This window comes from Mesorhizobium ciceri WSM4083 (genome assembly GCF_000519305.1).
GTDB classification, from domain to species: domain Bacteria; phylum Pseudomonadota; class Alphaproteobacteria; order Rhizobiales; family Rhizobiaceae; genus Mesorhizobium; species Mesorhizobium ciceri_B.
Genome location: NZ_JAFG01000011.1, coordinates 1 through 18,174 on the forward strand (window position 1 = coordinate 1; position 18,174 = coordinate 18,174).

Annotated in this window: 19 protein-coding genes; 13 read left to right on the plus strand and 6 right to left on the minus strand. The window is 61.7% G+C overall.

Going from position 1 to position 18,174, the window contains the following annotated elements; translation table 11 throughout:
- The 4 genes from MESCI2_RS0121020 to MESCI2_RS0121035 form a co-directional block, all read left to right on the plus strand.
- The coding region (locus MESCI2_RS0121020) for a corrinoid protein (RefSeq protein WP_027038297.1) at nucleotides 1-642 on the plus strand (642 nt) is incomplete at its 5' end.
- Nucleotides 643-740: 98 nt separating this feature from the next.
- On the plus strand, nucleotides 741-1,850 hold the full coding sequence (locus MESCI2_RS0121025) for a mandelate racemase/muconate lactonizing enzyme family protein (protein ID WP_027038298.1): 1,110 nt from the start codon (nucleotides 741-743) through the stop codon (nucleotides 1,848-1,850).
- Between the two features lie 189 nt (nucleotides 1,851-2,039).
- Complete coding sequence (locus MESCI2_RS0121030) at nucleotides 2,040-2,519, plus strand: DUF3828 domain-containing protein (protein ID WP_027038299.1); 480 nt, start codon at nucleotides 2,040-2,042, stop codon at nucleotides 2,517-2,519.
- 4 nt (nucleotides 2,520-2,523) lie between these two features.
- The gene (locus MESCI2_RS0121035) at nucleotides 2,524-3,135 is read left to right on the plus strand and encodes a hypothetical protein (protein WP_027038300.1); all 612 of its coding nucleotides are present in this window, start codon (nucleotides 2,524-2,526) and stop codon (nucleotides 3,133-3,135) included.
- A gap of 8 nt (nucleotides 3,136-3,143) precedes the next feature.
- Here the strand turns inward: MESCI2_RS0121035 and queF are convergent, their stop codons facing one another.
- Complete coding sequence (gene queF, locus MESCI2_RS0121040) at nucleotides 3,144-3,605, minus strand: preQ(1) synthase (RefSeq protein WP_027038301.1); 462 nt, start codon at nucleotides 3,603-3,605, stop codon at nucleotides 3,144-3,146.
- Between the two features lie 101 nt (nucleotides 3,606-3,706).
- Between queF and MESCI2_RS0121045 the strand changes: the two genes are divergently transcribed.
- Nucleotides 3,707-5,752 (plus strand): NADH:flavin oxidoreductase, encoded by a 2,046-nt coding sequence (locus tag MESCI2_RS0121045; protein WP_027038302.1) that lies wholly within the window; start codon nucleotides 3,707-3,709, stop codon nucleotides 5,750-5,752.
- Between the two features lie 130 nt (nucleotides 5,753-5,882).
- Here the strand turns inward: MESCI2_RS0121045 and MESCI2_RS0121050 are convergent, their stop codons facing one another.
- Nucleotides 5,883-6,290, minus strand: coding sequence for a hypothetical protein (locus MESCI2_RS0121050; RefSeq protein ID WP_027038303.1), 408 nt, complete (start codon nucleotides 6,288-6,290; stop codon nucleotides 5,883-5,885).
- Nucleotides 6,291-6,404: 114 nt separating this feature from the next.
- Between MESCI2_RS0121050 and MESCI2_RS0121055 the strand changes: the two genes are divergently transcribed.
- Complete coding sequence (locus MESCI2_RS0121055) at nucleotides 6,405-6,833, plus strand: MarR family winged helix-turn-helix transcriptional regulator (RefSeq protein ID WP_027038304.1); 429 nt, start codon at nucleotides 6,405-6,407, stop codon at nucleotides 6,831-6,833.
- A gap of 190 nt (nucleotides 6,834-7,023) precedes the next feature.
- Complete coding sequence (locus tag MESCI2_RS0121060; RefSeq protein WP_027038305.1) at nucleotides 7,024-7,761, plus strand: hypothetical protein; 738 nt, start codon at nucleotides 7,024-7,026, stop codon at nucleotides 7,759-7,761.
- Between the two features lie 55 nt (nucleotides 7,762-7,816).
- Here MESCI2_RS0121060 and MESCI2_RS0121065 read toward each other — a convergent pair whose 3' ends face one another.
- Both MESCI2_RS0121065 and MESCI2_RS0121070 read right to left on the minus strand, forming a co-directional pair.
- A complete protein-coding gene (locus MESCI2_RS0121065) occupies nucleotides 7,817-8,524 on the minus strand; it encodes a polysaccharide deacetylase family protein (protein WP_245270408.1) in 708 nt (235 codons plus the stop codon).
- 166 nt (nucleotides 8,525-8,690) lie between these two features.
- Nucleotides 8,691-10,757 carry a putative bifunctional diguanylate cyclase/phosphodiesterase gene (locus tag MESCI2_RS0121070; RefSeq protein WP_027038307.1) on the minus strand — a complete coding sequence of 689 codons (2,067 nt, stop codon included), beginning with the start codon at nucleotides 10,755-10,757 and terminating at the stop codon, nucleotides 8,691-8,693.
- Between the two features lie 330 nt (nucleotides 10,758-11,087).
- Here MESCI2_RS0121070 and MESCI2_RS0121075 point away from each other — a divergent pair, with 330 nt between their 5' ends.
- Both MESCI2_RS0121075 and tdh read left to right on the plus strand, forming a co-directional pair.
- On the plus strand, nucleotides 11,088-12,275 hold the full coding sequence (locus MESCI2_RS0121075; RefSeq protein WP_027038308.1) for a glycine C-acetyltransferase: 1,188 nt from the start codon (nucleotides 11,088-11,090) through the stop codon (nucleotides 12,273-12,275).
- 52 nt (nucleotides 12,276-12,327) lie between these two features.
- The gene (tdh, locus tag MESCI2_RS0121080; RefSeq protein ID WP_013533376.1) at nucleotides 12,328-13,362 is read left to right on the plus strand and encodes an L-threonine 3-dehydrogenase; all 1,035 of its coding nucleotides are present in this window, start codon (nucleotides 12,328-12,330) and stop codon (nucleotides 13,360-13,362) included.
- Nucleotides 13,363-13,370: 8 nt separating this feature from the next.
- On the opposite strand, the gene MESCI2_RS01000000134960 is transcribed toward tdh, so the two are convergent.
- The gene (locus MESCI2_RS01000000134960) at nucleotides 13,371-13,877 is read right to left on the minus strand and encodes a DUF2380 domain-containing protein (protein WP_050596602.1); all 507 of its coding nucleotides are present in this window, start codon (nucleotides 13,875-13,877) and stop codon (nucleotides 13,371-13,373) included.
- 154 nt (nucleotides 13,878-14,031) lie between these two features.
- The gene (locus MESCI2_RS0121090) at nucleotides 14,032-14,505 is read right to left on the minus strand and encodes a MarR family winged helix-turn-helix transcriptional regulator (RefSeq protein WP_027038309.1); all 474 of its coding nucleotides are present in this window, start codon (nucleotides 14,503-14,505) and stop codon (nucleotides 14,032-14,034) included.
- Nucleotides 14,506-14,593: 88 nt separating this feature from the next.
- On the opposite strand from MESCI2_RS0121090, the gene hmgA reads away from it, so the two are divergent.
- The 4 genes from hmgA (at nucleotide 14,594) to MESCI2_RS0121110 (ending at nucleotide 18,170) form a co-directional block, all read left to right on the plus strand.
- Nucleotides 14,594-15,907 carry a homogentisate 1,2-dioxygenase gene (gene hmgA, locus MESCI2_RS0121095; protein ID WP_027038310.1) on the plus strand — a complete coding sequence of 438 codons (1,314 nt, stop codon included), beginning with the start codon at nucleotides 14,594-14,596 and terminating at the stop codon, nucleotides 15,905-15,907.
- Between the two features lie 11 nt (nucleotides 15,908-15,918).
- A complete protein-coding gene (locus tag MESCI2_RS0121100; protein WP_032901121.1) occupies nucleotides 15,919-16,773 on the plus strand; it encodes an MBL fold metallo-hydrolase in 855 nt (284 codons plus the stop codon).
- A 91-nt stretch (nucleotides 16,774-16,864) separates the two neighbouring features.
- Nucleotides 16,865-17,878, plus strand: coding sequence for a fumarylacetoacetate hydrolase family protein (locus MESCI2_RS0121105; RefSeq protein ID WP_027038312.1), 1,014 nt, complete (start codon nucleotides 16,865-16,867; stop codon nucleotides 17,876-17,878).
- 4 nt (nucleotides 17,879-17,882) lie between these two features.
- The gene (locus MESCI2_RS0121110) at nucleotides 17,883-18,170 is read left to right on the plus strand and encodes a hypothetical protein (protein ID WP_027038313.1); all 288 of its coding nucleotides are present in this window, start codon (nucleotides 17,883-17,885) and stop codon (nucleotides 18,168-18,170) included.
- Nucleotides 18,171-18,174 lie beyond the last annotated feature (4 nt).

Below are 18,174 nucleotides of genomic sequence, written 5' to 3' on the forward strand. Positions count from 1 at the left end.
CAGCAGATGCACGACGATCTCTATGACGGGCTGAAGGAAGAGATCGAGGAAGGCACCAACATCCTGCTCGAGCGCGGCTGGGTGCCCTATAAAGTGCTGACGGAAGCGCTGGTCGAAGGCATGCGCATCGTCGGCGAGGATTTCCGCGACGGCATCCTGTTCGTTCCCGAAGTGCTGCTNTCGGCCAACGCGATGAAGGCCGGCATGTTCATCCTGCGCCCGCTGCTCGCCGCCACCGGCGCGCCCAAGCAGGGCAAGATGGTCATCGGCACCGTCAAGGGCGACATCCACGACATCGGCAAGAACCTCGTCGGCATGATGATGGAGGGCGCCGGCTTCGACGTCATCGACCTCGGCATCAACAATGCGGTCGAGAAATATCTCGATGCGATCGAACAGCACCAGCCCGACATCATCGGCATGTCGGCCCTGCTGACCACGACCATGCCTTACATGAAGGTCGTCATCGACACGATGAAGGAAAAGGGCATTCGCGACGATTATGTCGTGCTGGTCGGCGGCGCGCCGCTGAACGAGGAATTCGGCAAGGCCGTCGGCGCCGACGCCTATTGCCGCGACGCGGCAGTGGCGGTCGAGACCGCCAAGGACTTCATGAAGCGCAAACACAATGTGCGGGCTTGAGCACGGCAGTCGGCCCAAGTTTGTGACCGAGAGCGCCGTCATGCACTGGAATGGCAAGATGGCAAGAATCGCTTGGCTTGAAGGGGGCTAAGGTCTGTATGCGTATCGAGTCGATCAAAGTCTATCAGGTGCATCTGCCTGTCAAAGGCGGTGCCTACCGGATGGCCAGCGGTACCGTGCAGGATCTGGACAGCACGCTCGTTGAAGTGACCACCGAGGACGGGCTGTCAGGCTGGGGCGAGACTTGCCCGGTCGGCCCTGTTTATCAGCCCCAACATGCTCTGGGTGCGAGAGCGGCAATTGCCGAAATAGCGCCTGGGTTAGTCGGCGAGGACACTACGTCCATGCGCCGCCTGGCGAAAAGAATGGACGAGCGGTTGAACGGTCACAACTATGCCAAGGCGGCCTTGGATATAGCTCTCCTCGACCTCGCCGGACAGCGGTTGGGCGTTCCGGTTTCAACACTTCTGGGCGGCGCGCTCACCGATCGTGTGCCGTCCTACTACTCGACCATTGTCGGTGCACCGGACGAGACGGCGCGTATTGCCGTCGACAAGGTCAAGGCCGGTTACCCAAGGCTTCAGATCAAGATAGGCGGACGGGATCTCGAGCAAGACGTCGCCACCGTGCACAAGGTATGGGAAGCGGTTGGCTTCACGGCCCGGATAGCCGTCGACGCCAATCGTGGCCTCACCGCCGCGGCGGCGCTGCACATCGACCGGCTTTGCCAGACAATCCCGTTTGTGTTCGAACAACCTTGCAACACCATGGAGGAAGTCGCGAGCCTCAAGGGACGCGTTACCCATCCGATCTACCTCGATGAGAGTGCCGAGGATTTGAATGCCGTCCTGCGGGCAGTTTCTTCAGGTATCGCGGACGGATTCGGATTGAAGGTCACCCGCCTTGGCGGCCTCACCAAGATGGTCACGGTCCGCGACCTGTGTGCGATACGATCTCTTCCGCACAGCTGCGACGATGCTTGGGGCGGGGACGTCATCGCCGCGGCATGTGTGCATCTCGCAGCCACCGTCGAGCCGAGACGTTTCGAGGGCGCCTGGATCGCGCAGGAATACATCGAAGGGCATATCGACCCCGTAAATCCCGTCATTATCGAAAACGGGCATATACGCGTCCCGCAGATGCCAGGGCTTGGTGTCAAACCTGAGCGCTCCCGGCTCAAAGGGCCTGTCGCGGCTTTCGGAGGCTAAGGATGTTTGTGGCGACTGTAGCTGGTTGGTATCGTCGGCAGTTAATCGCGGAGGTGCTTTTGCGAACTTCCAGAACGTCAGGCGGCGCGCCTTGGGCTGGCGCTGCAGGACTTCATGAGCCGCAAAAAAGCCGATATGCAGGATACGTGGTATTGATAGGCTCAAGCCTTCAAAAGCCGGAGATTCTGCATGAGACTGACAGTGCTCGTTGCCGCCCTTTCGATAGCCATGCCAGCGGCCGCCGTCGCCGGACCGGCGTCCGACGCCGTGAAGTTCTTCTATGTGCCGGCGGTCAAGTTCGAGGCCGACGAACAATATCGGGACCGGTTCACCGAACCGGTGACGAAACTGTTCGAGCTGAACGACCAGGCAACGAAAAAGAATCCGGACGAGGTTGCCTGCATCGACTTCGATCCTGGTCTCGACGCCCAGGATTTCGATCAGAAGACCGTCTCGAAAACGCTGAAACTGTCCGAGAAGCTGGATGGTGACAATGCCGAGGTTACAGCATCCTTCAGCCTCTTTTCGGAAGGCGACGATTCCAAACGTGAAATGCTCTGGTCGCTCAAGAAGATCGACGGCAAGTGGAAGATATCGGACATCGCTTCCAAGACCAGCGACTGGACGCTCAGCGCGCTGGAATGCATGGCCGGCCAGACGCCGGAGTGAAGCGATGGCCCATCGCAGGTTCCTGGCACTGTCGGGTGTGTGCCTGCTGGCGGCTCTGAGCGCCGCCGCCGCGCAAGGCCTGTTGGGTGCGCCGCCGGCAAACGCCCCGGCTGACGCCGCGCCGGGCGACAGCGGGACACCGCCCGCAAATGCACCGGGAACCGGGGTGGAACCGGCAACGCCACCGGTTGGATGGTCGCCCGCCGAAGTCGCGCCGGCCGCACCGATCCAGCCGGGCTCGCCGACCGCTGTGGTGCGGCCGTTTTACGATCAGGTCGGGCTGGAGATCGATCCAGCCGAGCGAGGCCATTTCATCGATCCGGCCAAAACCGTGCTCGACAAGAGCGACGCCTTGCGCAAATCCGGGCAGGGCGAGTGCCTCGACCCCAACATGGCGCTCGACAATGCCGATTATGACAAGGCCGAGATCGACAAGAGCCTGAAGACGCTCGAGGCGATCAACGGCGACCAGGCCAAGGTCATCGTCGCCTTCGTCATATCGGGCAACCCGCACCGGCTGGAATGGAAATTCAAGAGGGTCGACGGCGACTGGAAGATATCGGACCTGCTGTCGGTGACCGGCGAATGGGCACTCAGCCAGTATCAGTGCGAATGAGCGGGAGACTAACCCCGCCCGCGATAGGGCGCCACCCCGGTGTCGGGCAGCCAGGCGCCTTCGGGCGGAGCGCCGGTTTGCCAGAACACATCGATCGGAATGCCGCCGCGTGGATACCAATAGCCGCCTATGCGCAACCACAGCGGCTTGGTTGCCGCCACGATGCGGCGGCCGATCATGACGGTGCAGTCTTCATGGAAGGCGCCATGGTTGCGAAACGAGGTCATGAACAGTTTCAGCGACTTCGATTCCACCAGCAGCGTATCGGGTGCGTAGTCGATGACGATATGGGCGAAGTCCGGCTGGCCGGTGACCGGGCACAGCGAGGTGAATTCCGGGCAGGTGAAGCGCACGATCGCCGGCGGTCCGTCACCGCGCGAAAACGGTACGGTCTCCAGGACCGCTGCTTCGGGGCTTTGTGGCGTCTCGACGTGCGCGCCGAGCTGGGTGAGGGTTTTGGTGTCGATCATGGGCGTAATCCTTGTCGCATGCGCCCGGAGTGCGTGCGGGACGGCATGCTTGAAAACGAATTTTGCCGCTCATTAGCACAATTTGAAACCGCAGGAAGACGATGACCAGCAACGATCCGCTTCTCCAGCCCTACCAGCTCAAACACCTGACGCTGAAGAACCGGGTCATGTCGACCAGCCACGAGCCGGCCTATTCCGAGGACGGCATGCCGAAACAGCGCTACCGGCTCTACCACGCCGAGAAGGCCAGGGGAGGCATGGCGCTGACCATGACCGCCGGCTCGGCGATCGTCTCGCGCGACAGCCCGGCCGCTTTCGGCAATCTGCATGTCTATGACGACAGGATCGTGCCGTGGCTGGCCGAGCTCGCTGACGCCTGCCACGAGCACGACTGCAAGGTGATGATCCAGATCACCCATCTCGGCCGCCGTACCGGCTGGAACAAGGCCGACTGGCTGCCGGTGCTCTCGGCCTCCCCGGTGCGTGAGCCGGCGCATCGCGCATTCCCGAAGACCATCGAGGACTGGGACATCGAGCGCATCGTCGCCGACTATGCTTCAGCCGCCCAGCGCTGCGAGGCCGCCGGCCTCGACGGCATCGAGTTCGAATCCTACGGCCATCTGATGGACGGCTTCTGGTCGCCAGCCACCAATCATCGCGACGACGAATTCGGCGGCTCGCTGGACAATCGCCTGCGCTTCACCAACATGGTGCTCGATGCCGTGCGGGCAGCTGTCGGCGACAAATTCGTCGTCGGCATCCGCATGGTCGCCGACGAAGATTTCGAAAAAGGCTTGTCGAAGGCGGAGGGGATCGAAATCGCCAGGCGGCTGGCGGGCTCCGGCAAGGTCGATTTCCTCAACATCATTCGTGGCTCGATCGAGAGCGATGCGGCGCTGACCAAGGTCATCCCGGTGGCCGGCATGCGCTCTTCGCCGCATCTCGATTTCGCCGGAGAGGTGAGGGCGGCGACGAAATTCCCGACCTTCCATGCCGCGCGCATATCCGACGTCGCCACCGCACGGCACGCCATCGCCACCGGCAAGCTCGACATGGTCGGCATGACCCGCGCCCACATCGCCGATCCGCACATCATGAAAAAGGTGATGGAGGGGCGCGAGCATGAGATCCGCCCGTGCGTGGGCGCCACCTATTGTCTCGACCGCATCTATGAGGGCGGCGAAGCGCTCTGCGTCCACAATGCCGCGACCGGCCGCGAGGCCGAAATCCCGCATATTATCGTCAGGACCGAAGGACCGAAGCAGAAAATCGTGGTCGTCGGAGCCGGCGCCGGCGGGCTGGAGGTTGCGCGGGTCGCGGCCGAGCGCGGCCACAACGTGACGGTGCTTGAAGCATCGAGCCAGGCCGGCGGCCAGGTGCGATTGGCGACGCAGAACCCGCGCCGCAAGGAGCTGATCGGCATCATCGACTGGCGGCTGGCTGAACTCGACCGGCTCGGCGTCGAGATCCGCTACGACACCTGGGCGGAAAAAGACGATGTCCTGGCGCTGTCGCCCGATGTGGTGGTGGTCGCTACCGGCGGCCTGCCGCAGAACCCGCCGCTGACATCAGGCGACAATCTTGTCACCTCGAGTTGGGACATCATGGCCGGCAGCGTCAAGCCGGCCGAAAATGTGCTGCTCTATGACGACAATGGCGGCCATCAGGGCATGGGCGCCGCCGAACTGATCGCCAATGCAGGCTCGAAACTCGAGCTTGTCTCGCCGGAGCGTTTCTTTGCCCCAGAAATGGGCGGCATGAACCATGTGCCCTATATCAGGGCCTTCCAGGAAAAGGGCGTCACCATCACCATCACCACGCGGCTGCGTTCGGTGCGGCGTGAGGGCAACCAGCTGATCGCAGAGCTGGCTTCGGATTTCGCCGATGGCTGGCGCGGCGAGCGCAGGGTCGACCAGGTGGTGGTCGAGCACGGTACGCTGCCGCTCGACGATCTCTACCTCTCGCTGAAGCCGCTGTCGAAGAATGGCGGTGCGGTCGACTACGAGCGTCTGGTGAGCGGTGGCGACATCTTTCCCAAGCGCAATCCAGAAGGCGGCTTTGTTCTGTTCCGCATTGGCGACGCGGTCGCCTCGCGCAACATTCATGCCGCCATCTACGACGGCATCAGGTTCGGCTTGCGGATCTGAAATTAGCTATCGCGAGGATTGGTAGCGCGCGGTCGGACCTGCGTACGAGAGCCCGTGTACTTCGGTCTGGCCGCGCGCCCGCACGTCATTGGCTCGTCGCCAGACAACGTACGATTCTGCGTGGCGACGCTCAAAACATTCTGGCGGTGGCCATGCACAGCACGGTCAGCACCAGCAGCCCCCCGGCGATGCGTTCGCCTCTTGTCATCTTCGCGCGCAACTGGCTTTCCGTTGCCGCATCGGCACCGGCAAGCTGCCTGCTGGCTGATCCCACCAGCGCGCCTTGCACGCCGGCGGCGATCAGGGCCGTCACGATGCCCAGCGCCAGCACCTTCTCCATCGAGCCGAAAACGCCCTCATGAAAGAAATACCAGAGCAATATGCCGGTCAGGAAAACCAGGCCGGCAGCGCCCATTTGCGGCCGGAAGAACCGTTCCGCCCGGATGTCCGGGTCACGACCGACCGCGAGGGTCGTACCCGCCCAGAATACACCGGCCATGACATGAAGGCCGATAACGACGATGTAGACATATTGCATGACCGGATTCCTCTTTAGCCCGCCATCTCTAGATAATTAGATATCGAATGGTTAGATGTCAATGTATAAGCCGGACCAGTTCCATCCGTGCATGACACCGTCTAGTGTCTTGCAATGACGCCCTTCGAACGCCCGCCAGTCGGCATGAATCTCGGTCGAACCGCCAAGCTGGTTGCCCAGGCCTTCGATGCCGCCTTGGTCGAGGCTGGCGGCACGCTGCCGGTCTGGCTCACGCTGCTGTCGGTCAAGTCGAGCAAGCTTGCCAATCAGCGTGAACTCGCCGGCATGATCGGCATCCAGGGCGCGACGTTGACCCACCATCTCAACGCGATGGAGGCGCAGGGCCTGCTGACGCGTCGCCGTGATCCCGTCAACCGCCGCGTTCATCTGGTCGAATTGACCGAGGCCGGAGAAGCGATGTTCGAGACACTACGCAAGGCCGCGCTCTCCTTCGACAAGCGGCTGCGAGTGGGATTGACCGACGAGCGTCTGGCGGAGTTCGCGCAGGTGCTGGCGGCGTTGCGGGCCAATGTCGGGGGATAGAATCCGACGGGCCAAGCATTTCCTTAGACTGGACTTCCCTCATCATATTTGTAACGTTCTATTGTCCGGCTGATCCAGGTGGGGAAGAGGTCAGGCTCAACTCTTCTGCAAAGTCTGTGCAAGAATACCGAAGCCGCTGGCTTTGGCAGCGAGAAGTTGCCGAAAATCTAGCAAAGTCCGGGGGGACAAGTTGACCACAGAAGATCTGTTCGTTCCGCGCCAGACCAATACGGCGCTCTACATGCAGCTATACGAGAATGGATATTCGGTTGCCGATATTGCCCGGGTGCAAAAGGCGTATCGTGTGTGTTGCGCGATGTTCAACGGCCGTTACCGCAAGACAGGACGGCCGTTCATCTGCCATGCGGTGGGGGCTGCGTCATCGGCCGCGCATTTCGATAAAAGCGTCGATCTTGTCCTGGCCGCGATGTTTCACGCTGCCTACGACAGCGGCCACTATCCGGACGGCAAGTCCAGCAGGCGCACCGATGCACACCGCAGATGGCTGGAGCAAATAGTCGGTCCCCGCGTTGAAGGTCTTGTCGCCCGCCTGGTCGGACTGAAATTCGATACCGGAGACCCCGAGCGCCTTGTGGATGCCGGTGTGCCGGCCGGCGACGAGGACATCTTGTTCCTGGTGCTTGCCCATGAGGTGGATGACCTGGCGGACGGAGGATTGGCGTTTGCGCCCAAATACGGTCAGTCCATACGATCGAGGGTTGCTGCCTGTGCCACTCTGGCGAGGTATCTGGGCCGCGAAAATCTTGCCGTCACTATCGAAGGTTACGGTGCCCGCTACGAGACCATGGCGTGGGCTGCTCCCCTCCAGGAGACGAAGCTGATTGGCTTTCAGATTACGCCAAATTTACGCACATACATCAAATTGCGCCGCCACAAGTTACGCGGCGAATCAGTCGAGGTGCTTTGACACCTTGCTGATCCCGCGATGCGCAATCCGCTGAGAACTGGCCGTCCTTGCCGGCTCAGTCGTCATAGCCCTGGATTGCCCCAAAGCTGTAACGGCGCAGCTTCAGCGCGGTGATCAAATTGGTCAGCTTCGTCTTGCCGTCGAAGCCGTCCTGGAACATCTCGTCATGCATCAGCAGGATCAGTTTGCCGGGCTTGACGAAGCGGCCATAGCCGAACAGGTGATCGATCTCGCTGACCAGATGGTCGACGCTCTGCACCGGCTCGCCGTTGTCCTTGTGCACCCATTCATGGTCCCAGCCGTAGAGATAGAAGCCTGAGGCCGCGACAAACTCGTAATCGGGCTCTTCACGCCCCTCCTGGGCGAGGCCAAGCGAAGTGTCGTTCTTCGACATGGAGGGCAGCCTGAACACGTCGCGCCCCGGCAGTCTTGCATGCACCACGGGCTTCAACCCGAGCACCGCATTCGCCCGTACCATGTCGGCGACGACACCTTCGGTATCGCCGTAGAAATGCCGGTAGTGATTGTAGGCATGGCTGTAGCTGTGGTTGCCGAGCGTCACCAGAGGAAGTTGCCTGGCGCGCTGGACGAGCGCCCTGTTGGCGGCGCTCGCCTGCGCATGCATGCCGACCATGAACATTGTCGCCGGAACCTCTTCGGCTTCCAGCACATCGAGGATGTTGCTTGTGCCGTTAAGCGGTCCATCGTCGAAGGTAAGATAGATTGTGCGATCGGCCCCTTGGGCGGGGACCGCAAAAATCAAAACTGCCGCCAGGACAAACCGAAACGGTGTCATCGGCCCCGATATCCGGTTGCGATCACGACAAGGCCGCCATGTCCACAAAGGCTTGTCAAGGCGAGCCGGTGCATGTCGCCCAAAAGTGCGCAGCGGTTTTGGGATAACGACATGCACAAACAAAAAGGCAAACCTATGCCAGGCTTCCCTGCAGCACCGTCAGCCTGGCCTTCTTGGGCATGCGGGCGGTCAGCCATTCCAGCGCCTTGTCGTGCGGCATCGGGAAGGCGATGGAGTAGCCCTGCACCTGGTCGCAGCCGATCGCCATCAGCGAATTGAGCTCGGCCTCGGTTTCGGCGCCCTCTGCGACGATCGAGATGCCAAGGCCACGCGCCAGCTCGGTGATGGCGCGGACGATTTTCGAGTTGTCGCCATTCTCATGGATGTTCTGGACGAAGCGGCGATCGATCTTCAGCCGGTCGATCTCGTTCGGGTTGACATGGCTGAGCGAAGCATAGCCGGTGCCGAAATCATCGAGTTCAAGATGGACGCCGGCTGCCCGGATGTGGCGCAGCTTGGCCGCGATGCCCGTCTTTTCGTCATCGAGGATGACGGATTCGACGATTTCCAGCGACAATTTCTGCGGCGGCAGCCCGGCCTTTTCCAGCGTCTCGAACAAGAACGCATCGAAATCGTGCTCGCGCAGCTCGGTGCCGGAAACATTGACGGCAAGCCGTCCGAAGGCAATGCCGGCGCGGTTCCATTCGGCCGCCTCGTTGATCGCCTTGGTGATGACGATGCGGCCCATCTCGGGCATGAAGCCGCATTTCTCGGCGACCGGAATGAATTCGCCGGGCGGGATCATGCCGCGCTCCGCATGGTTCCAGCGAACCAGCGCCTCGATGCCGCTGATCGTGCCGTTGGTCAGCGAGACCTGCGGCTGGAAATAGACCTGGAACGCCCGCTCGGCGATGGCGACCTTGATGTCGTGCTCGAGCTGCTTGCGATAGTCGAGTTCGCGGCGCAGCTCCTCGGAGAAGAAGGAGAAGTTGCCGCCGCCAAGCTTCTTGGCGGAGTAGAGCGCCAGATCGGCGTGGACCAGCAAATCCCCAGCATTGTCGGCGTCGATCGGATAGACCGCGATGCCGGCGCTGGCGCCTGGGAGAATGGTCGTGCCCTGGAAGACGATCGGCTCGTTGATATGTGCCAGGATGCGTCGCGCCAGCATATTGATGTCTTCGGTGCCGCCGGCGCCGCCGAGGATCATGACGAACTCGTCGCCGCCCAGGCGCACGCACAGATCCGACGCCCGGCAGGAATCGCGCATGCGCTGTGCCGTGACGACCAGCACATAGTCGCCGGCGGCGTGGCCGAGCGTATCGTTGATCTGCTTGAACCGGTCGAGATCGAGCTGGACGACGGCAAGGCGTTCGCGACGCCGGTGCGTGCCCTTGATCAGCGTGTCGAAATGATCGGTCAGGAACGTGCGGTTGTGCAGGCCGGTGAGCCCGTCGTGCACCGCGATGAAGGCCATGGAATTGCGCGCGTCGATCAGTTCATGCGTCTTGCGCAGGATGGCGTTCGACATCGGTCTGAAGATGAACAGCGCCACCAGTATGATGACGCCGATTGTGGCATAGAACAGCGTGCGGTGGAGGGCGAGCAGCTTCTCTGAGCGCTCATCGGCATCGGCGCTGATGCGCTGGCCAAGCGCGGCATAGCCCGACAAGGTCGCATTGGCGACAGAGGCATCGAGATTGACGCGTTCGTCGCCCCCCTTGTAGCCGCCATTGCCGCTGAATTGCGATTCATAGGCCGAGATCAGGCGGTCGCCATTGGCGATCAGCCCGACCGAGAAATAGTCGAGGTGGAAGGGCTTGGCGAAAAGGACGCTCTCGATCGACTTCGGGTCAAGCTTGGCCGGCGATTGCGGGTCGGCTCCCGTCTGATCGAGCAGCAGGTCGTAGTTCGTCTCGAACTCCGCCGTTGCCTGCTTGAGCGCGCTGACCAGCGCCGGTTGCTTGTCGCGTGAGCCGGCGCCCGTTGCACCGGCAAGGAAGACGATGCGCTGCGACAGCGTCTTTTGTGTGCTGACGATGTCGAGCAAGGTGTGATTGTGCTGTTGGGTGGCCATCATCTGCTGCAGCAGGATGAAGGAGGCGATCACCATGGCCGCAATGATCAGCAGGGCCAGCCAATAGCCGGCCTTGATCAACAGTATGAGCTTGCCTGAAACGGTTTGCACCGGCTGCTGCGACATTTTCGGGGGCGGCCCTCTCGCCTACGGATTCTTGCCTAAGATTCTTGTATGAGCACCATTGAACTGCAAACGTTAACAGGACCGGAAATCGACGGCTGCCCGGTGAGGGGCAGCTGTCGAAAGATCGCGAAATGGTTATCGGCTCGTTTAGCGCCGTACCGGCATTTGAGCGGTCATCGGCCAGAACCTTTGTCGTGGCGTCGTTTCCGCCCCCGCATGATGATCGACATCGGGGCGGCATCGTGCTGCTTGCCACCGGTCCGGTCGTTTTTGCGATGGATTTTTCGCGCGGACGAGACGACAGTCAGCCCACATCAAACGAGGCCGACCATGACCGCAGCATTCCTCTCACACATCGACAGCGAGCTCGCGGGGCTCAAATCGGCAGGCCTCTACAAGTCGGAGCGGGTGATCACTTCGACCCAGTCGGCCGAGATCGAGGTCGGCGGCGACAAGGTGCTGAATTTCTGTGCCAACAACTATCTCGGCCTCGCCGATAGCGCCGATTTGCGCAATGCTGCCAAGCAGGCGCTCGACCGCTATGGCTACGGGATGGCATCGGTGCGCTTTATCTGCGGCACGCAGGAAGAGCACAAGCAGCTCGAATCCACGATTTCCTCTTTCCTCGGCATGGAAGACACCATCCTCTACGGCTCCTGTTTCGATGCCAATGGCGGCCTGTTCGAGACGCTGCTGGGCGAGGAAGACGCCATTATCTCGGATGCCTTGAATCATGCCTCGATCATCGATGGCGTGCGGCTGTCGAAGGCCAAACGTTTCCGCTACGCCAACAACGACATGGCCGATCTCGAGGCGCGCCTGAAGGAAGCCCGGGACTGCCGCTTCCGGTTGATCGCCACCGACGGCGTGTTTTCGATGGATGGCATCATCGCCAATCTCAGGGGTGTCTGCGACCTCGCCGAGAAATACGACGCCATGGTGATGGTCGACGACAGCCATGCCGTCGGCTTCGTCGGCCGAAACGGCCGCGGCTCGGCCGAACATTGCGGCGTCGAGGGCAGGGTCGACATCATCACCGGCACGCTCGGCAAGGCGCTTGGCGGGGCCTCCGGTGGCTATACTTCGGGCAAGAGCCAGGTGGTCGACTGGCTGCGCCAGCGCTCACGGCCGTATCTCTTCTCCAACACGCTGATGCCGGCGATCGCCGGCGCTTCGATCAAGGTGTTCGAACTGATCAAGGACGGCGATGGGCTGCGCAGCAAACTCTACGACAATGCGGCGCGCTTTCGGTCGCAGATGGGCAAGCTCGGCTTCACGCTGGCCGGAGCCGATCATCCGATCATTCCGGTGATGCTGGGCGATGCCAGCCTGGCGCAGGAGATGGCGGCGCGCATGCTGAAGCGCGGCATCTACGTCATCGGCTTTTCCTTCCCGGTGGTGCCGAAAGGCCAGGCGCGCATCCGCACGCAGATGTCGGCGGCGCATTCCAGCGCGGATATCGATCGGGCAGTGGAAGCGTTTGCCGCTGTCGGGCGCGAACTCGGGGTCATTTCCTGAAAGGCCGGAACCGAAAAGCGATTCCGGATCAAGAGATTCAAGGGACAAAAGCATGTCGAACATGATGAAGGCGCTGGTGAAGGCCAAGGCCGAACCGGGCATCTGGATGGAAGAGGTGCCGGTGCCGGAGATCGGCCCAAACGACGTGCTGATCAAGATCAAGAAGACGGCGATTTGCGGCACCGACGTCCATATCTACAATTGGGACCAGTGGGCGCAAAAGACGGTGCCGGTGCCGATGGTGACGGGCCATGAATTCGTCGGCACCGTTGCCGATTTCGGCGCCGCGGTCACCGAATACAAGGTCGGCCAGCGTGTATCGGGCGAAGGCCACATCGTCTGCGGCCATTGCCGCAACTGTCGCGCCGGGCGAGGGCATCTGTGCCGCAACACGCTCGGCGTCGGCGTCAACCGTCCGGGCGCCTTCGGCGAGTATCTGGCGATCCCGCAGCATAATGTCGTGCCGATCCCCGATGATGTGCCCGACGAGATCGCCGCGATCTTCGATCCGCTGGGCAATGCCGTTCACACCGCATTGTCATTTGATCTGGTCGGCGAAGATGTGCTGGTCACCGGCGCCGGGCCGATCGGCATCATGGGCGCGCTCGTCGCGCAATGCGTCGGCGCGCGAAAAGTCGTCATCACCGACATCAACCCGGTGCGGCTGGCGCTGGCCAAGAAGCTCGGCGTCCAGCATGTCGTCGACGCCTCGAAGGAAAAGCTGCGTGACGTCATGCCGGTGCTCGGCATGACCGAGGGGTTCGACGTCGGCCTCGAAATGTCGGGCGCCGCCCCCGCTTTCCGCGACATGATCGACACCATGAACAATGGCGGCAAGATCGCCATTCTGGGCATCGCGCCGACCGGCTTCGAGATCGACTGGAACAAGGTCATCTTCAAGATGCTGCATCTCAAGGGCATCTACGGCCGCGAGATGTTCGAAACCTGGTACAAGATGATCGCGCTTGTGCAGGGCCCGCTGGATGTCTCCGGCCTGATCACCCACCGCATCGGCATCGACGATTTTCAGGCCGGCTTCGATGCGATGCGCAGCGGCAGTTCCGGCAAGGTGGTGATGGACTGGTAGATGCCGCCCTACCGCAGAATTCTGTTTTTCATTAACCATTTCACGGAGCGGGGCCACGCGTAGTTCGCACCCATGCGAAGATCGGTAAACCCCTCCGAAACATGTCTCCCGGTTTCGGCGTCAAGGATGCGAATGAACATAGTATGTTCTGTTCGGTTGATGCGCGTTACGACGCCAAGCAAGGCAAGCGACGCGCCGTGCTCCTTGGCAATCGGGCCTTCACAACCAGCGCAGTTGCGCAATCCGTGCGGCGCGGCAGCCTTTGTATCCCTCGCCGGCACATCAATTACTGTAAAACGCCCAGACTGGGAGAGCATGTCCCTCGCAATTTGTGCCGATTCCGACAGATAGCGCCTGTCATAATCGTCCGGGGGAATTATTCCCGCCCCGGCGCTCTTGTCCTCCAATTCGAAAGGGAACACTTCGATCGACATCGGCTTTGTCTGCTGGGCCTGCGCAAATGCGCAGGTGCCTACAAGCAGCGTCACCAGGACACTTAATGCGCGAATGCTCATCGTAGTCCTCCCGTCGGTGTAATGGGCATTATACGCGGCCTGACAACGCAAATCACGATCAAATCGAAAGCAATGCTATGCTTTGGCTGCGGTGGGAGTTCCCACGCAGGTTCGCTCGAACTCCGTCGTTCAGAGTGATTGGCTTGATCTTGGACTAACCCTTGCTCGGGACCAGGCTGGTCTCCAATGCAGCCAGTCCGCTGGTGATCGCCGTGCGCTCTTCAGCACTGAGCCTTGCCAGCAAATCCCGTTCGAACGCCTTCGCCAGCGGCACCATCTCGCGATAGGCGGCAAGCCCCGTTCCGGTCAGCGTCAGATGTTCGACACGGCGGTCTTTTTCGTCCGGTTTTCGCGTCAGCCACCGACGCCGTTCGAGCTCGGCGACAGCGCGCGAAACCTTGGTCTTGTGCATGGCCGACTGCTCGCCGAGCTCTGTCGCGGTCATCGTGCCGCGCTGCCCCAGTCCCGAGAGGGTGCGCCATTCCGGCCGCGTCAGGCCATGGCTGTCCTTGTAAATCCGGGAAAACTCGCGGCTGACGGCGTCGGCAAGCCGGTAGAGCCGGTAGGGCAGGAAACTCTCCAGATTGAGAATTTCAGGCGCGTCGGGCACTTCGCTCTTGATCACCATTTTTTCAAAGCCGCCATTGATGGTTACATTTTCAATGGTTACAAATGAAACCAGTTTGGTCAATTGGTATCCATTTCGGGAGGAAGCAATGGCCTTTTCCTACATGCCGGGCTTCGGCAACGACTTCGAAACCGAGACGCTGCCCGGTTCGCTGCCGCAGGGACGGAATTCGCCGCAGCGGCCGGCCTACGGTCTTTACGCCGAACAGCTTTCCGGCTCTCCCTTCACCGCGCCGCGCGGCACCAATGAGCGCTCCTGGCTCTACCGCATCCGACCGAGCGTCAAGCACACTGGCCGCTTCAAGCCTGCGAGCTATCCCTTGTGGAAGAGCGCGCCCAATGTCGGCGACCATGAACTGGCGCTTGGCCAGTACCGCTGGAATCCGGTGCCGATGCCGAAGGAGCCGACCGACTTTATCAAGGGCATGCGCAGCATCACCACCGCTGGCGACGTGCTCGGGCAGACCGGCATGGCGGCACATGTCTATGTCGCCAACACCTCGATGGTCGACGACCATTTCTTCAATGCCGACGGCGAGTTGCTGGTCGTGCCGCAGGTCGGCGCCTTGCGCTTCGTCACCGAGATGGGCGTCATCGAATTGAGGCCCGGCGAGATCGCGGTGCTGCCGCGCGGCCTGGTCTTCAAGGTCGAACTGGTCGATAAGGAAGTGCGCGGCTACGTCTGCGAGAATTACGGCGCCAAGTTGACGCTGCCCGACCGCGGCCCGATCGGCGCCAATTGCCTGGCCAATCCGCGCGATTTCAAGACGCCTTGCGCCTGGTTCGAGGAGAAGGAAACGCCTTGCCGGCTGACGGTGAAATGGTGCGGCAATTTCCATGTCACCGAGATCGGCCATTCGCCGCTGGACGTCGTTGCCTGGCACGGCAACTACGCGCCCTACAAATATGATCTGGCGACCTTTTCGCCGGTCGGAGCGCTGCTGTTCGACCATCCCGATCCGTCGATCTTCACGGTGCTGACGGCGCCGAGTGGCGAGGAGGGTACCGCCAACATCGACTTCGTCATCTTTCCGCCGCGCTGGCTGGTGGCCGAAGATACGTTCCGGCCACCCTGGTACCACCGCAACATCATGAGCGAGTTCATGGGGCTGATCCACGGCCAGTATGACGCCAAGGAAGAAGGTTTTGTGCCCGGTGGCATCAGCCTGCACAATCTGATGCTGGCCCATGGGCCGGATGCGCCTGGCTTCGAAAAGGCCTCGCGCGCGGGCCTTAAACCGGTCAAGCTCGACAACACCATGGCGTTCATGTTCGAAACCCGCTTTCCGCAGATGCTGACCCGCTACGGCGCCGAACTCGAAACGCGGCAGGACAATTACATCGACTGCTGGGCGGATCTGAAGAAGCGTTTCAATGGCACGCCCGAGGGCGACTGGTCTTGAGCACCGAGCCAATGCCGGATCGGCTAGTGCTTTTGGGCTCGAAGGGTGGTCCTGCGCTCCGGCCGGGTGGTCCGTGGCCGAGTTCGTCGCTGCTGCAGATCGGCGGCCGCAGCATCGTTGTCGACTGCGGACTTGGCGTGACGCGCGGTCTGGTCGATGCCGGCATCAGCCTGAAGTCGCTCGACCTGATCTTCATCACGCATCTGCACTCCGACCATGTGTTGGAACTGGGGCCGCTGATCCACACCGCCTGGACGGCGGGTTTGGCCATGCCCGTCGGTGTGTTCGGTCCGCCCGGCACGGATCATTATTGGCAGCGCTTTTGCCAGGCGATGGACTTCGATATCGAAATCCGCATCGTCGACGAGGGCCGGCCGGATATTCGAGACCTGGTTTCGATCGTCGAATTCGGCGAAGGCCAGGTGGTCGAACAGGGCGGCTTGACGGTTTCGGCGCTGCGCGTCGAGCATCCGCCGGTGACCGACTGTTTTGCCCTGCGCTTCGAACATGGCGGGAAAAGTGTGGTGTTCTCCGCTGACACGGCCTTCTTTCCGCCGCTCGCCGATTTTGCCCGGAGCGCGGATATCCTCGTCCACGAGGCCATGCTGGAAGAGGGCATCGAGCGGCTGGTGGCCAGGACCGGCAATGGTGCGCGGCTGAAAGACCATCTGCTCGCCAGCCACAGCTTTGCCGAAGAGGCCGGCAGCATCGCCAGCGATGCCGGCGTCAGGAGGCTGGTGCTCAATCACCTCATTCCGGCCGACGATCCCGGGATCGGCGAGGCCGATTGGACTGCCGCTGTCAGGAAAACATGGGCCGGCGACTTGACGATCGCCCGCGACGGCCTTGTTGTGGAGCTAGCATGATCCCGAAAAGTGGGAACCGGTTTTCGGAAAAGATCATGCGTAAGATAAAAAACCAAAGCAGCGCCAAAGCTGCAGCAGGAGAGGAAACCGCATGAAGCTTGCCACATTGAAGGACGGGACGCGCGACGGAAAACTCGTCGTCGTCTCGCGCGACCTGACACGCTTCACCGACGCCTCGTTCCTGGTACGCACGCTGCAGGCGGCGCTCGACGACTGGCGGCGCATCGCCCCGCATCTCGCGACAATAGCGGAATCGCTTGAGAACAATGCGATGCCGTCGGAGCGCTTCCACGAGCATGACGCCCACTCGCCGCTGCCGCGTGCCTATCAATGGGCCGATGGCTCGGCTTACGTGAACCATGTCGAGCTGGTGCGCAAAGCGCGCGGCGCCGAGATGCCGGCAAGCTTCTGGACCGACCCGCTGATCTACCAGGGCGGCTCGGATTCTTTCATTCCGCCACGCGATCCGATCCGCATGGCTGACGAGGCCTTCGGCATCGACATGGAAGGCGAAGTCGCTGTCATTGTCGACGACGTGCCGATGGGCGCCAACCTCGAAGAAGCGCGCGCTGCGATCCGGCTGGTCATGCTGGTCAATGACGTCACGCTGCGCGCACTCACCGGACCGGAACTGGCCAAAGGTTTCGGTTTTTTCCAATCAAAGCCGTCCTCGGCGTTTTCGCCTGTCGCGGTCACGCCGGACGAACTGGGTCACGCCTGGGATGGCGGCAAGGTCAGCCTGCCGCTGCTCGCCGATCTCAACGGCAAGCCGTTCGGCCGGGCCAATGCCGGTATCGACATGACCTTCGACTTCCCGGCGCTGATCGTTCACGCAGCAAGGACACGGCCATTGGCCGCCGGCACGATCATCGGCTCGGGGACCGTCTCCAACAAGCTCGACGGCGGGCCGGGCAAGCCTGTTTCGGCCGGTGGCGCCGGCTATTCCTGCATCGCCGAACTGCGCATGATCGAGACCATCGTGTCAGGCGAAGCCAAAACGCCGTTCCTGCGCTTCGGCGACACGGTGCGCATCGAGATGAAGGACAAGACCGGGCATTCGATCTTCGGCGCCATCGAGCAGAAGGTCGAAAAATACGAGAGGTGAGGGCATGACGGGGGTCTATCTGCTGGCTGGTGTCTGGGCACTCGCCATACTGGCGGTCTTCATCCAGGCGATCCGGCTGAGCTACCGCATCGAGGCGCGCTCACCGGACTTGACCAACCGCAGCGGCTTTCCGCGCAAGGCGATGATGTTCCACACCATCACCAACATGAAAGTCGCGCGGGATGAGGAGACGCAAGCCATGCGGCGACGCATGAACGGGCTGCTGTTGATCGTTCTTGCCGGATTCGCGATCATGGGGGCAGGCTTGCATCTGGTGCGGGCAGGGGGCTGATCTC